A 15,103-nucleotide genomic window follows, 5' to 3' on the forward strand; every position below is an offset into this window, starting at 1 on the left:
GTGATATATTTTTTGAGTTAAAAAGCGCTTTATAAGGTGGGAATGGATATGAAAAAGGAGATTAAGAGAGGCTGGGGAAAGTACATACTATTTATATTTGTGATGGTAATAGGCTACCATTCTTTTACTTTATGTAAAGTGGAAGGCGAATCGATGCAGCCGACTTTATATGAAGAAGACTACGTATTTGTAAATAAAGCAGTAGTACGTCTTTCTAATTTACAGCACGGAGAAATTGTCATTATAAAGGAAGAGGATGAATCGAAATATTATGTGAAACGTGTAATAGGGCTTCCTGGTGATGTAATTAACATAACGAACGGAAAGGTATATGTGAACGATAAAAAGCAAGAAGAACCATATACGAACAAAGATTTATTTAACAACACACAAGTGTTTTATAACTTTCAAAAGACAAAAATTCCGCCAAATAAGTTATTTGTAATGGGAGATAACCGCGAAGTGAGTAGAGATAGTCGCAATGGCTTAGGATATATTGAAGAAGATAACATAATTGGCAAGGTGGAATTTGTATATTATCCTTTTTCAAAAATGAAAATGATAGAATAAGTGGGGATGTGCAAAACCCCACTTATTAAAGTTTCACTTTATTTTCTTTAAAAAACCTTTTGGATTAAATGATATGAAAAATTTATGTTTAGACTCGTCGATTATGAAGTTATTGTTTTTAGTTAAAAACTCTTCCACAGCTTCCATTGGGCCAGGACCCCAATCGGGAAGAAGCGGATTTCCGTTAATGGAGGTATCTTCTACAATTATATAACTGCCAGTAGTGACGATAGATTTATATAGCAAGAGTTCTTTGGAAACATGCTCTTTACTATGATCAGAATCTAAAATAACTAAAATCACATCATCAGGTTTGCGCATACTTACTATTGTTTGGATGGCCTGCACAGAAACAGAAGATGCTGTTAAATACGTAATCCGATTATGTGATGGCCGATTTGGCTGCGGAGTTATATCGATAGTAAGTACGTGACCTTTTCCAATTAAATCTAACATAGAAGCTAAATACAGTGCACTACCACCGTGAAAAGTCCCGCATTCAATAATTAAATCGGGCTTTAATTCATAAATAATTTCTTGATACAAAAAGAGATCAGAGGGAAGTTTACAGATTGGAACCCCGAACCAGTGTGTATCGTTTAACCACACGAGGCTGTTGTAATATTGGTTTAAAAATTTATTGCTTATATTATCGATTTTAAATTCTCCTTTCTAAAAAGGATTCTCTCGTTTGACGTAAAGTGTTTACGCATGAAAGTTGTACTATATATTATGTAGTAAGGAATTGTAAGGCGAGTGTTTTTACTTGAAAATAAGCCAAATAACTCATGTGGAAAATGAAAGGAAATGATCGTATGTACAAATACACAATTTGCTTTATTAGAAAAAGCGATAAAATACTGCTATTAAATAGAAATAAAAAGCCGAATATGGGGATGTGGAATGGTGTTGGAGGAAAAATAGAAGAGAATGAAACGCCATACGAAGGAATAATTAGAGAAACGTTTGAGGAAACGGGCATAGAACTTTCAAGTGTAACGTATAAAGGGACTGTTGGTTTTAAAGGTAAAGGTGAGCCCCAGGCTAGTGAAGGAATGTATGTGTTCGTTGCTGATTTGCCAGATGGAATGCAAATGAATTCACCATTACGTACGGCTGAAGGCTTATTAGAATGGAAAGAAATTGATTGGATATTAGATGGTGATAATAGAGGAGTAGTTAGCAATTTACCAAAATACTTACCCACAGTATTAACAGAAGAAAATAAGTTAAAACATATATTCACGTACGATAACCGGAATATTATTCATTACACAACTGCATGTTTGAAAGAAGATGATGCGAACAAGCGATATGAAAAACAACTCGTTTCTCAATAGAAGAGGAAAGTGAAAAATCACGTTTTTGCTCTCGTTATATATGCGAGGTGATTATAAGTTTCAGAAATACAATTCATTGGTCATAATTGTAATATGTATGATATAACTTTTCTTATGGTGAAAGAGTAGAGAACATACGTAAACGGAACAAAAAAGGAGGTGGCTTTGCCACCTCTTTTCCGTTAGTCACGAATCGCCTTAATCATAAATCGATGTTGCTTCACATCAAAATATCCTTTTTGCAAGATAATCTCATGTATACGATATAACTCCTCATAGTACCTTTCGACAGTGAAATCAGGAATTTGCCACGGAATTGCTTTTAAATAATAGACGATAGCGCCAATATCATAAAAGCGTTGGAAAGGGAATTCTTCTTTCGCTTCTAAGATAGTAAATCCGTTTTCCTGTAGTTCATTACATGCCGCTTCAAGCGACCAACTTGCAAATTCACTATTTAGTAGTGTGTCAAATTGGTCATTAAGTTCCGCGCAATCGAGACCGCCAACTTGTTGTGTAAGAAATGTTCCATTTGGAGAAAGGATTCTTTTTACTTCAGAAGCAGCATATGATTCATGTTGGTTTAGGATTAGATTAAACTGACCATCTTGAAATGGCAATGAAGTATCATCGTTCACCTCTACAACAGTAACCCCTAAAGGCTCTAATTTCTTTCGAGCAATTGGCACGTTTGGAGCGTAGCCCTCAGTAGCATAAATAGTTGACGGGAACGGTTGTAACAGAGATAAAAACTCTCCGCCGCCAGTACCCATATCGAGCATTGATTCTGCATGCTGCATAAGCTGGAAAGCTGTACTGCCATATGACCACGATAAAGGCTCACTCTTCATTCGACCCGTTTCTGAAATAAAAGAAAAATCCCAACCGCTAAAATTTGTATTAGCACTTGCTAATAAAGTTAAAAATAATGGATCACGTTTCATAATTGTATCCTCCTATTTTGTAAGTAAATGATATGGTGAGAAAAGAAAAAAGGAGGACCTCTTATGAAAGGGGAACGGTTTTACGTTTCGTGTTCGAATAGATTCATATAAATTCGCTCCTTGTGAGAATAGTAATTTATATATTTGGGATAATCGAGTGGGAATCCTTTAAAATTATGGGAGAAGGTAGTTGTTTGATGAAAGATTGGATGGAGTGTACAGAAAAAGGGTGCACTCAAACTTTAGAAAAGGTATTTAGTAAACTTAAATTTCCGCCCAGCCCTTTTATGAGATATGTGATATTTCTCACTACTATTAAGTAACAATAAATTCGTACTGTTTATAAAAGAAGTGACGTTTTTGTATCCCTTTGGATTTACTTATCTATGGGATAAGTAAAGAAGTAGACGTATAAACTGAATATAAAAACGTTTTAATTCTTTGGAAGCATTCCATAATTTAGTATTGTTATATATGGAATAATTTATTTGTACGAAAAGAGGAATAAGATGTTTATACAAAAGTATAAGGGTTTGATGCTAGGGATAGTTGGTGCTGTATTAGGAGTAATATCCTTTGTTTATTTTAAAGATTTAGATTATATATAAGACGGGCCTTAAGTTATTATCTGTAACATTAATCATTATAGGTCGGGTTATTGCCTGTGATTCGACCCGTTTCAATAAAAAAGAGAATAATAACGTATAAGATTATTATTATATAAATTTAGCTTGTTGAGCATGGGGAATACTAATCTTACAAAATTGTAAGATTAGAAGTCACATAGTTAGATAGAAGTCATTAACTTATGAAAAAAACTCATCTATAATCCAGATATAAATCATTTACTAAAGGAGTATTCTAATGAAAAAAATTATAAGTTATACAGTTGTTATTGCTATTTTTATAGGAATAGGATTAGGAGTAAAACGTTATGTGCAAGGTCCAGGACAACTAGTCGATGGGATTCTAGTTAGTGGTACTGCAACTGACGTAGAAAAAGTTAAACAAGAGTTTAAAGATGACACTAAACAATCAATAGACTATAAGGTAAAGTACGTCACAACAACAAAAAGGATTCCATTATCAGAAGAAGATAAGAAACAAAATGATACAAATGAAGAATTTGAAATCAGCACTACAGAATATGCAGTTATTAATAGTTCTACCGCGGTAAAATTATTTAATAAGGGACTTCTAAGAGCTAGAAAAGATCCAAATTTAGCATCTACTATTTCTGAGAGGGTGAAAGATAAAAATAAAGTATCTAGTGATCAGAATCTATTATTTTCTTATGCGGATAAGGATTCTATGGTTGATAATTTTGAAAATAACCAGTTGAATTTGAACGGTAAGATGGTATCTGCCCAGTATGTTAAACAGCAAATTTGGATTGGGTATGCCCCAATGAACCTTGTTATTCTAAAAGACCAAGACTATAATGCAATTTCTGAATCAGAGTCAATAATGAAATTGATTCAATTTCAAAAACGTAATTTTGATTATAAAAACAAACAAGAAGTAGACAAAGTTTTACAACAGATTGATAAGCTCTCTTCGAATAATCAGAATAAAATAAACTTTGTAGAGGTACAAGACTAAATTAAAATGAAAATAAGGTGATATAAATGGAAATCGTAAGAATAGAAAATGTAGTCAAAAGTTATGGTGAAGGAAATAGTAGGGTAGATGCTTTGAAGGGCATAAATCTTTCTATACAGCAAGGGGAATTTGTTTCAATCGTAGGAGCTTCTGGCTCAGGTAAAAGTACATTGTTGCATATTTTGGGAGGATTGGACCGTCCGAGTTCAGGACAAGTATTTATTGGAGAGAACAATATTTATAATTATTCAGATAATGAACTTTCGATATTTAGAAGAAGAAAAGTTGGTTTTATATTTCAGTTCTTTAATTTAATTCCTGTATTGAATGTGCAAGAGAATATAGCTTTGCCCACTTTACTAGATAATGAACCTGTAGATAATCCTTATATGGACGAAATTATTGAAATTCTGGGACTTCATGAAAGACGAAATCATTTACCATCTGAATTATCAGGAGGTCAGCAACAACGGGTTTCGATTGGGAGGGCACTTATAAATCGCCCACATTTAATCTTAGCTGATGAACCTACAGGAAATCTGGATACTCAAAACACAAAAGAAGTCATGGATTTATTAAGATTGACAGCAAAAAAATATAATCAAACTATTGTATTGATTACTCACGATTTAAAAATTGCATCAACTTCTGACCGTATTATTACAATTGAAGATGGCCAAATCATTTCCGATCAGCGGCTATCCACGAATAAGCCTAAGACGGGAGGAAACTAATCTTGATTGGTAATTATAAACAATTAAGCAGGAGATACTTAAAGGGAAATAAGAAACGAACAATTTTAACTTTGATAGGAATCGTACTCTCTGTATCGTTAATTTCTACAATCGGCCTATTTATGAACGGTACTCAGATTTCTCAAATCGAGAATACGAAAAAGAGGCAAGGGTATTCTTTTCATGCCGTTGTATTAAATTACGATGAATCGATATTGAAAAAAATTAAATATAACCCGCAAATTGAATCATTTGGTTTAATGTCACAGGGAGAAACAGTCCAAGTTGGAGAGGCTGCTGTAAAAATGAATTTTGCTGATGATAACGCCTTGGAATTTTTAAAATACAGTATTATTAAGGGCAGATTGCCATCTAATGATCAAGAAGTTGCTGTTGATCCCTGGGTATTACCTTATATAAAAGAAAATATTCAAATAGGTGATTCATTCGAATTAAATGAAAAAAAATACAAATTGGTTGGTTTTCTAAGTGATAGTACATATACACAGGAAAATAAGGTGGGACGGTTACTAACCTATAAGAGTAAGTTTAGCGCTGGTGAAGGAAAAATATTAGTTGGAATTAGCTCAAAAGCAAACTTTAATGAGGTTTTAGAGGGACTCAAGACCATTTCCGGAGAAAATAATATTAATATAAGTAATGAATTAATTCAATTAGAGAAACCAGGTTACAATAATTCGATTATGGCTACGCTAATTATTACAATCAGCATTGTTGTGATAGCGACAATTGTTGTGATTTACAACGCTTTTCAAATCAGTGTCGTAGAACGAACGAGGCAGTTTGGCTTGTTGAGAAGCATTGGTGCAACACGAAAGCAAATTAGGCAAATCGTTCTGAGAGAAGCTACTTTTCTGGCTGTTATCGCTATACCAATTGGAATTATATGTAGCCTAATAGCACTTGCCTCTCTGCAGTTCACTTTTTCACTTTTAATGGAAAATAGTAAAGCGGTCTCGATATTTTATGTTGATTGGAATATTTTACTAGTAAGTTCGATTATTACCTTGCTTTCTGTAATAGCGTCAAGTTTGTACCCAGCTTATTTTGCAGGGAAAATCTCCCCTTTGTTGGCAATTAGTAGCAGGTTGTCAATTAAAAAGGAACAAATCAAAAAACAAAAGAATTCCATGGTGAAAAAACCTTTATCTATTCCTTTGAGCATGGCTATGAAAAATGTTAAGCGAAATAAAAATCGCTATACCATTACAATCTTATCAATTATTATAAGTAGTGTGTTATTTATTACTTTCTCGTATTTAATGAGTGTTGCATTTGCATCTAAATCTTTTGATAAGTTATCTGTTAAATCGGATATTACAATTAAGATAGTGGATAATAATCCAGATCATTTAGCTGAAAGTGAACAAGTTTTGCATCAATTGAAATCACTTGAAAATATATCTAAAGTATACGAAAAAAAGGAGAATAGCTTTGAAACTAAATTAAAGGATGTAACTCAATCTTCCGCGACAGTAAAGGAAATAGAAAACACGATTGGAAAAAGCTATACCATTACAATCGTAAATAATTATCAAGAAAATAAAACAAAAAAAGAAGAAAAACTTACTTTACAAGTGCTTGCATATGGTTTCATCACAGTCATTTCTTTAATTAGTAGCGTTAATATCCTCAATACTATAACTATAAGTATCATGACTAGACGAAAAGAATTGGCCGCTTTGAAATCCATTGGTATGTCACAAAAGGATTTGAAAAAAATGATTACCTATGAAGCTTTGATTTACGGTTTTTCTGGAAGTTTACAAGGAATCTTTTTTGGCTGTATATTGTCTTATATTATATATTTAGCTATATCTGATATGTTGAAAATGACATGGACGATTCCCTATGAGGCTTGTATCATTACGTTTGTTTCAGCTTTAATAATTAGTTATTTATCAGTCTTAAATCCATTGAAAAAAATTCAACAAGATAATATTATTGATAATATCAGAGAACAATAATATTATAAGCCTGGCTAGATTATAGCCAGGCTATTGTAATTGGAGTATAAGCTAGGGGAAAAAAGGAGAGGGCATACTTGAATAAAAAAATATTACTAGTTGAAGATGATGAAGCTCTTGGCATAGCCATCGAATTTTCATTGAGAAATGAAGGTTATGAGGTGATTAGAGCGTCCAGTGTAAAAGAAGCTAAACACCAGTTTGTTCACAATACATTTGATTTGTCCATCCTTGATATCGGCCTACCAGATGGTAATGGTTATGACTTATGTTTGTATTTTAAAAAGAAAAACGAGAATTCGATTATTATTTTCTTAACTGCACTAGATGAAGAAGCAAATGTGGTAATGGGGCTGGATATAGGCGGTGATGATTATATAACCAAACCTTTTCGGGTTAGGGAACTCATGGCCAGAGTGAAAGTACAATTGCGTAAACAAGCGTCGCTAGAAACGCCATCTCAAATTTTAAGATCTGAGAATATAAGAATCGATACGAACCTAGTCAAGGTTTATAAAAATTGTGAAAGTATTACATTGACGAATTTAGAATACAAGCTGCTATTGAATTTCATGAAGAATTCTCACAAAGCATTAAAAAGAGATGAACTCCTACAACAAATAACAGAAGGAGAAAATGTTTTTTTTGATGAAAACACGTTATCTGTATACATAAAGCGTTTAAGAGCTAAAGTTGAAGACAATCCTCAAAAACCACAGTTTATCGTTACCGAAAGAGGATATGGTTATCGTTGGAGCAAGGACGTGATTGGGTGAGCAAGATAATGAAAAATACCGAGTTAAAAAGCTATATGACGATACTAGCCGTCCTTTTATCTATATTTGTGATTTACCAATTTATTATTCAACAATTATTTTATGATCATTTGAAAAGAGACTCTATTGCAACATGGGGGGAAATTACAGCTAGGTTGGTAGAGCAGAATCCAGAAAATGAAGCGGAAATTATGAAAGTCTTATCAAGTCATTCGTCTCACTCAAGTAAATATCAGGAAAAAGGGACAGAGATCCTAAAGCAATATGGATTATATGAAGACTTGGATTCAAAATTTTTTCCTCACTTAAATAATCTAATTATTAATCACAATCAATTTATGATGTGGGGATTGATTGCTTTTGGATTTTTACTTTTTGTTGCAAACTACATGCAACAAAAAATTATTTTCAATAAGATTAGCCAGCTTACTAGAGCTGCAAAAAAGATAATCGAGGGAGATTACTCGGTTGTCATCAATGAAAATAAAGAGGGGGATTTCGCGAAACTGGCGATTTCATTTCGTTCAATGAGGGATATCATTAGAAAAAATATGCATGATTTGCTTGAAGAGAAACGGTTTTTAGGAGAAGTGTTGCAGGATATATCTCATCAGTTAAAAACGCCGCTTTCAACTATTTCTATCTATAATGAAATGTTGTTAAATGAGAAACTATCCCGAGAGCAACAAGCTCAATTACTACAAAATAATGATATTCAGATTTCTAGAATGAATGTCTTAATTCAGAATTTGTTAAAAGTAGCAAAAATTGATGCAAAAGCGATTTCGTTTGATAAAGAGCCAGGGAATTTAGTAGATACGACTGAGGAAGTACTAAATCGCTTGCAAAGCATGATAAGTGATAAAAATATTTTGATTGATTGGAATGCACCAAGAGAAATAGTCGTTATTCACGACAAATTATGGATGCAGGAAGCTTTGTTAAACCTGTTGAAGAATGCAATCGAACATTCTAAACCCGGTGGTAAAATAATGATTCAGGCCAAAAATTCTCCAATCTATACAGAACTAGTAATCCAAGACTTTGGAGAGGGAATTTCAGCTGAAGAATTACCTCATATTTTTGAACGATTCTATAAATCAAGTAGTTCTAAAAAGCACGGATCGACCGGAATTGGATTGGCACTTGTCAAAGCTATTATAGAGGCACATCACGCCTTAATTACAGTTGAAAGTGAAAAAGATGCTTATACAAAATTTACAATTATTTTTATGAAATTTTAATAACAGTTTGGTATATATTTTAATCTTTTTAATATAAAGGGGTTTTTTTATGTTTAATAGATTGAAGTGTTTTCTTTTATCTGAGAAAGAAATAGTTGATACTGTGAAAAAATACAAGGAGGAAAAAATACACGTTTCCATAATAAAAGATTTTTTAGGGGATTTAATCATAATAAGAACTTTTACATTTTTAATGTTTGTTCCAGTATCAACTTTTATTTTTTCAGTTATAATTTATGGAGCTGTTTTCTTTTTATCAGGCATTAAGATTACTGTTTGGGGCATCACTATAATGTTATTAGTTCCAATAACATTACTTTTCTATATGAATATAACTAATACATCAATTATTATTACTGATTTAGTGAGAAAATTTTTATTAACCATAAAATATCTAAATCCATTTTACTCAATCATAAATAAACCTTGGCTCTTTATTTTTGAATTATTAATTGGTTTTTTATATGTATTTCTGCTATCTTTATTTTCTATTTGGATAGTATTACATTCATTAGAAATAGATTTTTCTGAATTTAGTTCGGAGGACAATCGAAGTTTTCAATTTTCAATTATTATTTTACATACAGCAATTTATTTGTTTATAAGAGTTCATGGCCAGTATTGTAAGACAACTAAGCAAAAAATTAAAAAGCTGAAAATGAAGTTTTATTTATGGTTTTGTTCTATGATTGCAAGTATTGTATATATATTTGAATCACTCTTTAATTATATGAATGGAATCCAAGCAATTTATTTTATTTTTGTTTTAATGATTGCTTTAGAAAGAACAGTGACACATTATAAGAAATTTATAGATTTTTTAGAATGTGAAAATTTGTATGAAAAATATTTTTAGAGAGAAAAGTCTTTTGAAATATAAAAAGTTATACCTACTAAATGCTGGACGAGTAAAAAAACGCTATTCTTTTTCTAGAATCATAGGAAAAGATAGCGTTTTTATTTAATATACTCAAAAACAAAAATCTTTTGGTAAAGTACCATTTTTAATAACTGTTCTTAACCCATGTTTTATAATCCAAGGATTAATAGGATGCTGTTTATCACGTAATTGCTGTAACCACTGAAAAACGAGTTCTTTATCTTCTTTCGTAATATCGTTAATATGATTGGCTACAGATTTTTGAACATATTTAGAAGGGTCATTCATTAATGGTTCAAGGAGTTGTAAATTGTACTTAAAATCACCTTTTAGAGCTCCTATTTTTTTAGCCCAAGGAAGCCTTGGTCTTGTACCTTCAGAAACTAATCTCCTAATGTGGCTGTTTTCGTCATGAATCCACTGTTGTAATATGTTTAGTGTATCTTCATGGTATGTTTCAAGAAAGGGCCGAATGGCATATTCAGCAGTATTCCTTTTCGTTATTTCATACATTGCATTAAACGAGATTTTAAAATCGTTAAGCCCATATTTTTCAACGTATTTTGCAACAGGCATGTACATATATCCATTTGTAAATGTGCCTACTTCTGTTGTATTTTCTGGTCCTAATGTTTTCAGTAATATATGTATTGCAGCATTAAAATCTTTTTGTAAAGCATTGTGTAATTCATCTGCAATTACTTCAATACGCTGTTTTAACTCTAAATTTTCAACTTTACAAGCTACAGAATCTACAAAGATGCTTTTAGAGAAACAAGGATCGTGTTTACAAATAGAATCAGCTATTTTTTCTGCTAATTCTTCATTAAATAAAAATTTTAACGGAACATATTTACCCATTTTTTCACCTCGGTGGTCAAATGAAAACAATTTTTATTTTTTAATCGACAATCCATAAACCAAAGTCTCACTCGGAGTCGTAATACTAAAACCTGTCGTCTTATAATCAAGTTTCACCGTATCACCAGTGTAGTCTTTCGTGAATGAATCCATTTGTACGATAAGCTCTGCATCTTCATATACAACATCATCTGCGTTATATGTATCCCAAATTAAATCGATATCAACGAAAATACTACAAGAGTTCGTCATTGTTCCTCTAATGCGAACGATTTTTTTATCTTCAAGTTCTAATCTATGTATAGCTGCTTTCGCTTCATCAGTAATGCGGATGTTCATTGTATCCCAACCTTTATTTATATTTCCTTTATTATTGCAAAAACAGGAGCAATAGGGAAGTAAAGAGGTTTGCAACAAAAAACGAGCAAACAAATTTGTTTGCTCGTTTCACTTTATTTTAGTTCACATTTATCAAGTGGAATCACTTTTGTTTTTTTCGTAAATTTATAACCTAACCATAGTACTAAGAAGAGTGGTAAACCGATGTAAGAAACGAGTACACCGTTCCAATCAATTGCTTCACCCATAAATGCGCCGTAGTTTTGTCCTAAAATTACGATGATACAAAGTGTAAATGCGAAGATTGGACCGAATGGGAACCATTTTGCTCTATATGGTAAGTCATTTAAATTTTTTCCTTGTGCGATATATGCTTTACGGAAACGGTAATGACTAATTGCAATTCCAACCCATGCGATAAAACCAGACATTCCGGATGCGTTTAATAACCAAATGTATACAACACCATCACCGAATAAAGAAGCAATGAAAGCAATACTACCAACAATTGACGTTACGATTAACGCGTTAACAGGTACACCGCGGCTATCTAATTTACCAAGAAACTTTGGTGCTTTTCCTTGGCGTGCTAAATCCCAAAGCATACGAGTTGATGCATACATACCAGAGTTACCAGCAGATAGTACAGCAGTTAAAATAACAGCGTTCATAACAGAAGCAGCAAAGGCAACGCCCGCTTTTTCAAAAATAAGTGTAAACGGACTTACTGTAACATCACTTGCAGCAAGGCTTTCAGTTGTATAAGGAATTAATAAACCGATAACGAGAATCGCAAGGATATAGAATAAAAGAATACGCCAAAAGATTGAACGAATTGCTTTTGGGATATTACGTTCTGGATCAGACGTTTCACCAGCAGCTACTCCTAATAGTTCAGTACCTTGGAATGAGAAACCAGCTGCCATAAACACACCGATAATTGCCATGATACCGCCGTTAAATGGTGCATCTGCAACAGTGAAGTTTTTAAATCCAACCGTTTCACCGCCCATAATTCCAAAAATCATCATGAAACCAACAATTAAAAAGATAATAATCGTAACTACTTTAATAAGTGCGAACCAATATTCAGATTCACCAAACCCTTTAACAGATAAATAGTTTAAAAGGAAAATAATAGCTAAACATAATCCGCTCCAAATAAGAGAAGGGGTATCTGGGAACCAAAATTTCATAATTAATGTTACGGCTGCAAGTTCAGCAGCAATCGTAATTGCCCAGTTATACCAATAGTTCCATCCAAGTGCAAAGCCAAGTGATGGATCAACAAATTTTGTTGCATACGTGCTAAAAGATCCAGTAACAGGCATGTAAGCTGCAAGTTCAGCTAAGCTTGTCATTAAAAAATAAACCATAATTCCAATTGCGGCGTATGCAATTAATGCGCCACCAGGTCCAGCTGTATGGATGACACCACCGCTGGCAAGAAATAGTCCGGTACCAATTGTACCACCGAGAGAAATCATCGTAAGGTGACGAGATTTTAATCCGCGTTTTAATTCACCTTGTCCTTGTGTAGTTTGCGTTTTAGAGGTAGATTGATTTGTTGCGCTATTCATGTTCAACACTCCTTTTCTTGTAGGTTAGGAAGGAGCGGGGGAGAAAAATACAAAAAACCGCCAAAGGAATTTGGCGGAACGTTTCACAAATAACCACCCCATCATACCCTTCCGTTAAGATAGCACCCCACGTTTACACGGTAATTTTGTAAACGTGACAGTTCTGTTCCTTTCGGAGACAGCCCCAGCTCATATTTCCAGAGAAGAAATATAAACTTCGGCAACTTTTCCTTTCAAACGGAGTCAGCTGACATTCTCTGTGTCTCGTCCGTTTTACTATTAAAAGTCGCAACCTCTACCTCATCGGATTGATGAGGATTTATATATTGCTAAGATTTTTAATATATGGCAATTGTAATGACTTTCTGAATATATTGCAAGATATTTTGTTAGGAAAAGTCAAAAAATATCGGTTATTGTATAGGAAACGCTTGCAAAACTCCACCCGAACCTACTATTATGTAGCAATAAGCAAAGAAAAAATTGTTATACAAATGTTTCGCAAAAAATATTGAAAAACCCTCTAAATTAAAAGAAAATTCAGAAAAATATAATTCGACATAACTATCAAAAGAGGATTATTCCTTAAATTCGTTTCAAAGAATAAGTATAAATTTAACGAATAGGATGAATATTCTTTTTATTTTTAGTAAAATTGAGGTATTGTTTAATTGAAAAGGGGAAATCAATATGAAATTAGAAACAGAAAGGCTCTATATAGTGCCGTGTACAGAAGAGAGAATTCAAATTGCTAACGAGCAAGGATACAATAGCGGTCCGCATATTGTAGGGCATGTAAAGAATGTAAAACAAGATGCAGCTATATTACCATGGGGCGCGTGGTATGTTCTTCGGAAAGAAGATGATAGCGTTATAGGTGATATTGGGTTTAAAGGGAAACCAAACGAGAATCAAACAGTGGAAATTGGCTATGGATTTATTGAGAAATATTGGAATAAGGGCTATGCAACAGAAGCTGTAAGAGAACTAATCGATTGGGCTTTCAAAACAGGAGAGGTAGAAACAATAATTGCAGAGACACTTCTAGATAATTATAGTTCGATTCGTGTTTTAGAAAAGTTACATATGAAGAGAGTAAATGCTACAGAAACGATGATTAATTGGAAAATAGAAAAATAAAAAATACCGCTCTAAATTGGGCGGTATTTCTTATAGTTATGGTAGCATTTGCTTCTGATCATTTGGATACTCAGCGGTTGATGCGTTAGGACGATTGGAATGATTTCGAACAGCAATGAAAATAGAAATAATAACGACAAGACCAACTGCAACGTAAGAAAGTGAAATAATAGTTGGATCCACTTTAAATGTAGTAAGCAGTGTACGTATATTCGTAAAGATAATAAGACCGCCAACTAATACCCCAAGTAAATGTGCTGGAACGATACGAACTAACCATGCAGCAATTGGAGCTGCGACAATACCGCCAAGCATTAAGGCAAATACCCAAACCCAGCTTACTTGTTCCCAGCCAAGTGAGATGAAGAAGCCAATTGTTGCAGCGAGTGAAACAGGAAATTCACTTGTATCTACAGATCCAATAACTTTTCTAGCTTCATTTCCTCTTGCTAGAAGAACAGGCGTCGTAATCGGCCCCCAACCACCGCCACCAGTTGAATCAACGAATCCAGCGAATAAACCAAGCGGCACAAGTTGTTTTGCAGACATACGCTTATTTGAAGTGACAATTTGTTTTTGAATGATGAATCGTAATAAAATATAAACCCCTAAAGTAAATAAAAATACGGAAATGTACGGTTTGATTACATCGCCAGGCAAATTACTTAAAAAACATGCCCCAACAAATGCGCCGATTGCCCCAGGTAATGTAAGCCTGGAAACTGTATATTTATCAACGTTTCCAAATTTGATATGAGATGCGCCAGAAGCTGCAGTTGTAACGACTTCAGCTAAATGAACCGATGCGGAAGCTACAGCCGGTGCAATACCAAACATTAATAATAGTGAAGTAGACGTTACCCCATACGCCATTCCAAGTGCTCCATCGATCAATTGAGCGAAAAATCCAATAATAGCAAAGACAATTAATTTCTGCATAAATAATCCCCCTGTAATAATAAATGAAAAAGACACTTTTCCCGTATGAGAAAAGTGCCTTTGGTTTTTCCAATCAGCAATAATTAAATTTGTTTCATTATAATACATATTAATCGTATAAATCAACTAGGTTTTAAAGTTTTTGAATTGAATGAAAGAAAAATAA

General features: G+C 33.3%; 15 protein-coding genes and 1 riboswitch. Of the genes, 9 read left to right on the forward strand and 6 right to left on the reverse strand.

What is annotated here, in order from left to right:
* The first annotated feature begins 48 nt into the window (after positions 1 to 48).
* The gene (lepB, locus tag MRP26_RS19575) at positions 49 to 570 is read left to right on the forward strand and encodes a signal peptidase I (RefSeq protein WP_016081083.1); all 522 of its coding nucleotides are present in this window, start codon (positions 49 to 51) and stop codon (positions 568 to 570) included.
* 33 nt (positions 571 to 603) lie between these two features.
* Here the strand turns inward: lepB and MRP26_RS19580 are convergent, their stop codons facing one another.
* On the reverse strand, positions 604 to 1,227 hold the full coding sequence (locus tag MRP26_RS19580; protein ID WP_340672920.1) for a cephalosporin hydroxylase family protein: 624 nt from the start codon (positions 1,225 to 1,227) through the stop codon (positions 604 to 606).
* Between the two features lie 158 nt (positions 1,228 to 1,385).
* On the opposite strand from MRP26_RS19580, the gene MRP26_RS19585 reads away from it, so the two are divergent.
* Complete coding sequence (locus tag MRP26_RS19585; RefSeq protein WP_242806637.1) at positions 1,386 to 1,910, forward strand: NUDIX hydrolase; 525 nt, start codon at positions 1,386 to 1,388, stop codon at positions 1,908 to 1,910.
* A 182-nt stretch (positions 1,911 to 2,092) separates the two neighbouring features.
* On the opposite strand, the gene MRP26_RS19590 is transcribed toward MRP26_RS19585, so the two are convergent.
* Positions 2,093 to 2,854 carry a class I SAM-dependent methyltransferase gene (locus MRP26_RS19590; protein ID WP_242806638.1) on the reverse strand — a complete coding sequence of 254 codons (762 nt, stop codon included), beginning with the start codon at positions 2,852 to 2,854 and terminating at the stop codon, positions 2,093 to 2,095.
* Between the two features lie 864 nt (positions 2,855 to 3,718).
* On the opposite strand from MRP26_RS19590, the gene MRP26_RS19595 reads away from it, so the two are divergent.
* The 6 genes from MRP26_RS19595 to MRP26_RS19620 all read left to right on the forward strand — a co-directional run bounded on the left by MRP26_RS19595 (position 3,719) and on the right by MRP26_RS19620 (position 10,054).
* Positions 3,719 to 4,456 (forward strand): lipoprotein BA_5634 family protein, encoded by a 738-nt coding sequence (locus MRP26_RS19595; RefSeq protein ID WP_242806640.1) that lies wholly within the window; start codon positions 3,719 to 3,721, stop codon positions 4,454 to 4,456.
* Between the two features lie 26 nt (positions 4,457 to 4,482).
* Complete coding sequence (locus tag MRP26_RS19600) at positions 4,483 to 5,190, forward strand: ABC transporter ATP-binding protein (RefSeq protein ID WP_242806642.1); 708 nt, start codon at positions 4,483 to 4,485, stop codon at positions 5,188 to 5,190.
* A 2-nt stretch (positions 5,191 to 5,192) separates the two neighbouring features.
* Positions 5,193 to 7,178: an ABC transporter permease gene (locus MRP26_RS19605; RefSeq protein ID WP_088021872.1), complete on the forward strand. Its 1,986-nt coding sequence runs from the start codon at positions 5,193 to 5,195 to the stop codon at positions 7,176 to 7,178.
* A 77-nt stretch (positions 7,179 to 7,255) separates the two neighbouring features.
* The gene (locus MRP26_RS19610) at positions 7,256 to 7,954 is read left to right on the forward strand and encodes a response regulator transcription factor (protein ID WP_001035094.1); all 699 of its coding nucleotides are present in this window, start codon (positions 7,256 to 7,258) and stop codon (positions 7,952 to 7,954) included.
* An 8-nt stretch (positions 7,955 to 7,962) separates the two neighbouring features.
* Positions 7,963 to 9,198, forward strand: coding sequence for a HAMP domain-containing sensor histidine kinase (locus tag MRP26_RS19615; RefSeq protein ID WP_242806702.1), 1,236 nt, complete (start codon positions 7,963 to 7,965; stop codon positions 9,196 to 9,198).
* A 49-nt stretch (positions 9,199 to 9,247) separates the two neighbouring features.
* Positions 9,248 to 10,054: a hypothetical protein gene (locus tag MRP26_RS19620; protein ID WP_053564107.1), complete on the forward strand. Its 807-nt coding sequence runs from the start codon at positions 9,248 to 9,250 to the stop codon at positions 10,052 to 10,054.
* A 114-nt stretch (positions 10,055 to 10,168) separates the two neighbouring features.
* Here the strand turns inward: MRP26_RS19620 and MRP26_RS19625 are convergent, their stop codons facing one another.
* The 3 genes from MRP26_RS19625 to MRP26_RS19635 all read right to left on the reverse strand — a co-directional run bounded on the left by MRP26_RS19625 (position 10,169) and on the right by MRP26_RS19635 (position 12,858).
* Complete coding sequence (locus tag MRP26_RS19625; protein WP_000521691.1) at positions 10,169 to 10,939, reverse strand: DNA alkylation repair protein; 771 nt, start codon at positions 10,937 to 10,939, stop codon at positions 10,169 to 10,171.
* Between the two features lie 33 nt (positions 10,940 to 10,972).
* A complete protein-coding gene (locus MRP26_RS19630; protein WP_029442697.1) occupies positions 10,973 to 11,278 on the reverse strand; it encodes an iron-sulfur cluster biosynthesis family protein in 306 nt (101 codons plus the stop codon).
* Positions 11,279 to 11,391: 113 nt separating this feature from the next.
* Complete coding sequence (locus MRP26_RS19635) at positions 11,392 to 12,858, reverse strand: amino acid permease (protein WP_242806645.1); 1,467 nt, start codon at positions 12,856 to 12,858, stop codon at positions 11,392 to 11,394.
* 112 nt (positions 12,859 to 12,970) lie between these two features.
* Positions 12,971 to 13,164, reverse strand: a riboswitch (Lysine riboswitch).
* 384 nt (positions 13,165 to 13,548) lie between these two features.
* Here MRP26_RS19635 and MRP26_RS19640 point away from each other — a divergent pair.
* On the forward strand, positions 13,549 to 13,998 hold the full coding sequence (locus MRP26_RS19640; protein WP_025117841.1) for a GNAT family N-acetyltransferase: 450 nt from the start codon (positions 13,549 to 13,551) through the stop codon (positions 13,996 to 13,998).
* A gap of 36 nt (positions 13,999 to 14,034) precedes the next feature.
* Here MRP26_RS19640 and MRP26_RS19645 read toward each other — a convergent pair whose 3' ends face one another.
* Positions 14,035 to 14,937: a sulfite exporter TauE/SafE family protein gene (locus tag MRP26_RS19645; RefSeq protein ID WP_001170743.1), complete on the reverse strand. Its 903-nt coding sequence runs from the start codon at positions 14,935 to 14,937 to the stop codon at positions 14,035 to 14,037.
* Positions 14,938 to 15,103: the final 166 nt, after the last annotated feature.

Origin of the sequence: Bacillus sp. CCB-MMP212, assembly GCF_022748145.1 — a bacterium.
GTDB classification, from domain to species: Bacteria; Bacillota; Bacilli; order Bacillales; family Bacillaceae_G; genus Bacillus_A; species Bacillus_A cereus.

What these genes read in the sequence shown, in the direction of transcription:
- MRP26_RS19625 (WP_000521691.1), bottom strand. Translation starts at nt 10,939, where the DNA reads ATGGGTAAATATGTTCCGTTAAAATTTTTATTTAATGAAGAATTAGCA.
- MRP26_RS19600 (WP_242806642.1), top strand. Translation starts at nt 4,483, where the DNA reads ATGGAAATCGTAAGAATAGAAAATGTAGTCAAAAGTTATGGTGAAGGA.
- MRP26_RS19645 (WP_001170743.1), bottom strand. Translation starts at nt 14,937, where the DNA reads ATGCAGAAATTAATTGTCTTTGCTATTATTGGATTTTTCGCTCAATTG.
- MRP26_RS19630 (WP_029442697.1), bottom strand. Translation starts at nt 11,278, where the DNA reads ATGAACATCCGCATTACTGATGAAGCGAAAGCAGCTATACATAGATTA.
- MRP26_RS19615 (WP_242806702.1), top strand. Translation starts at nt 7,963, where the DNA reads ATGAAAAATACCGAGTTAAAAAGCTATATGACGATACTAGCCGTCCTT.
- MRP26_RS19620 (WP_053564107.1), top strand. Translation starts at nt 9,248, where the DNA reads ATGTTTAATAGATTGAAGTGTTTTCTTTTATCTGAGAAAGAAATAGTT.
- MRP26_RS19590 (WP_242806638.1), bottom strand. Translation starts at nt 2,854, where the DNA reads ATGAAACGTGATCCATTATTTTTAACTTTATTAGCAAGTGCTAATACA.
- MRP26_RS19635 (WP_242806645.1), bottom strand. Translation starts at nt 12,858, where the DNA reads ATGAATAGCGCAACAAATCAATCTACCTCTAAAACGCAAACTACACAA.
- MRP26_RS19595 (WP_242806640.1), top strand. Translation starts at nt 3,719, where the DNA reads ATGAAAAAAATTATAAGTTATACAGTTGTTATTGCTATTTTTATAGGA.
- lepB (WP_016081083.1), top strand. Translation starts at nt 49, where the DNA reads ATGAAAAAGGAGATTAAGAGAGGCTGGGGAAAGTACATACTATTTATA.
- MRP26_RS19640 (WP_025117841.1), top strand. Translation starts at nt 13,549, where the DNA reads ATGAAATTAGAAACAGAAAGGCTCTATATAGTGCCGTGTACAGAAGAG.
- MRP26_RS19585 (WP_242806637.1), top strand. Translation starts at nt 1,386, where the DNA reads ATGTACAAATACACAATTTGCTTTATTAGAAAAAGCGATAAAATACTG.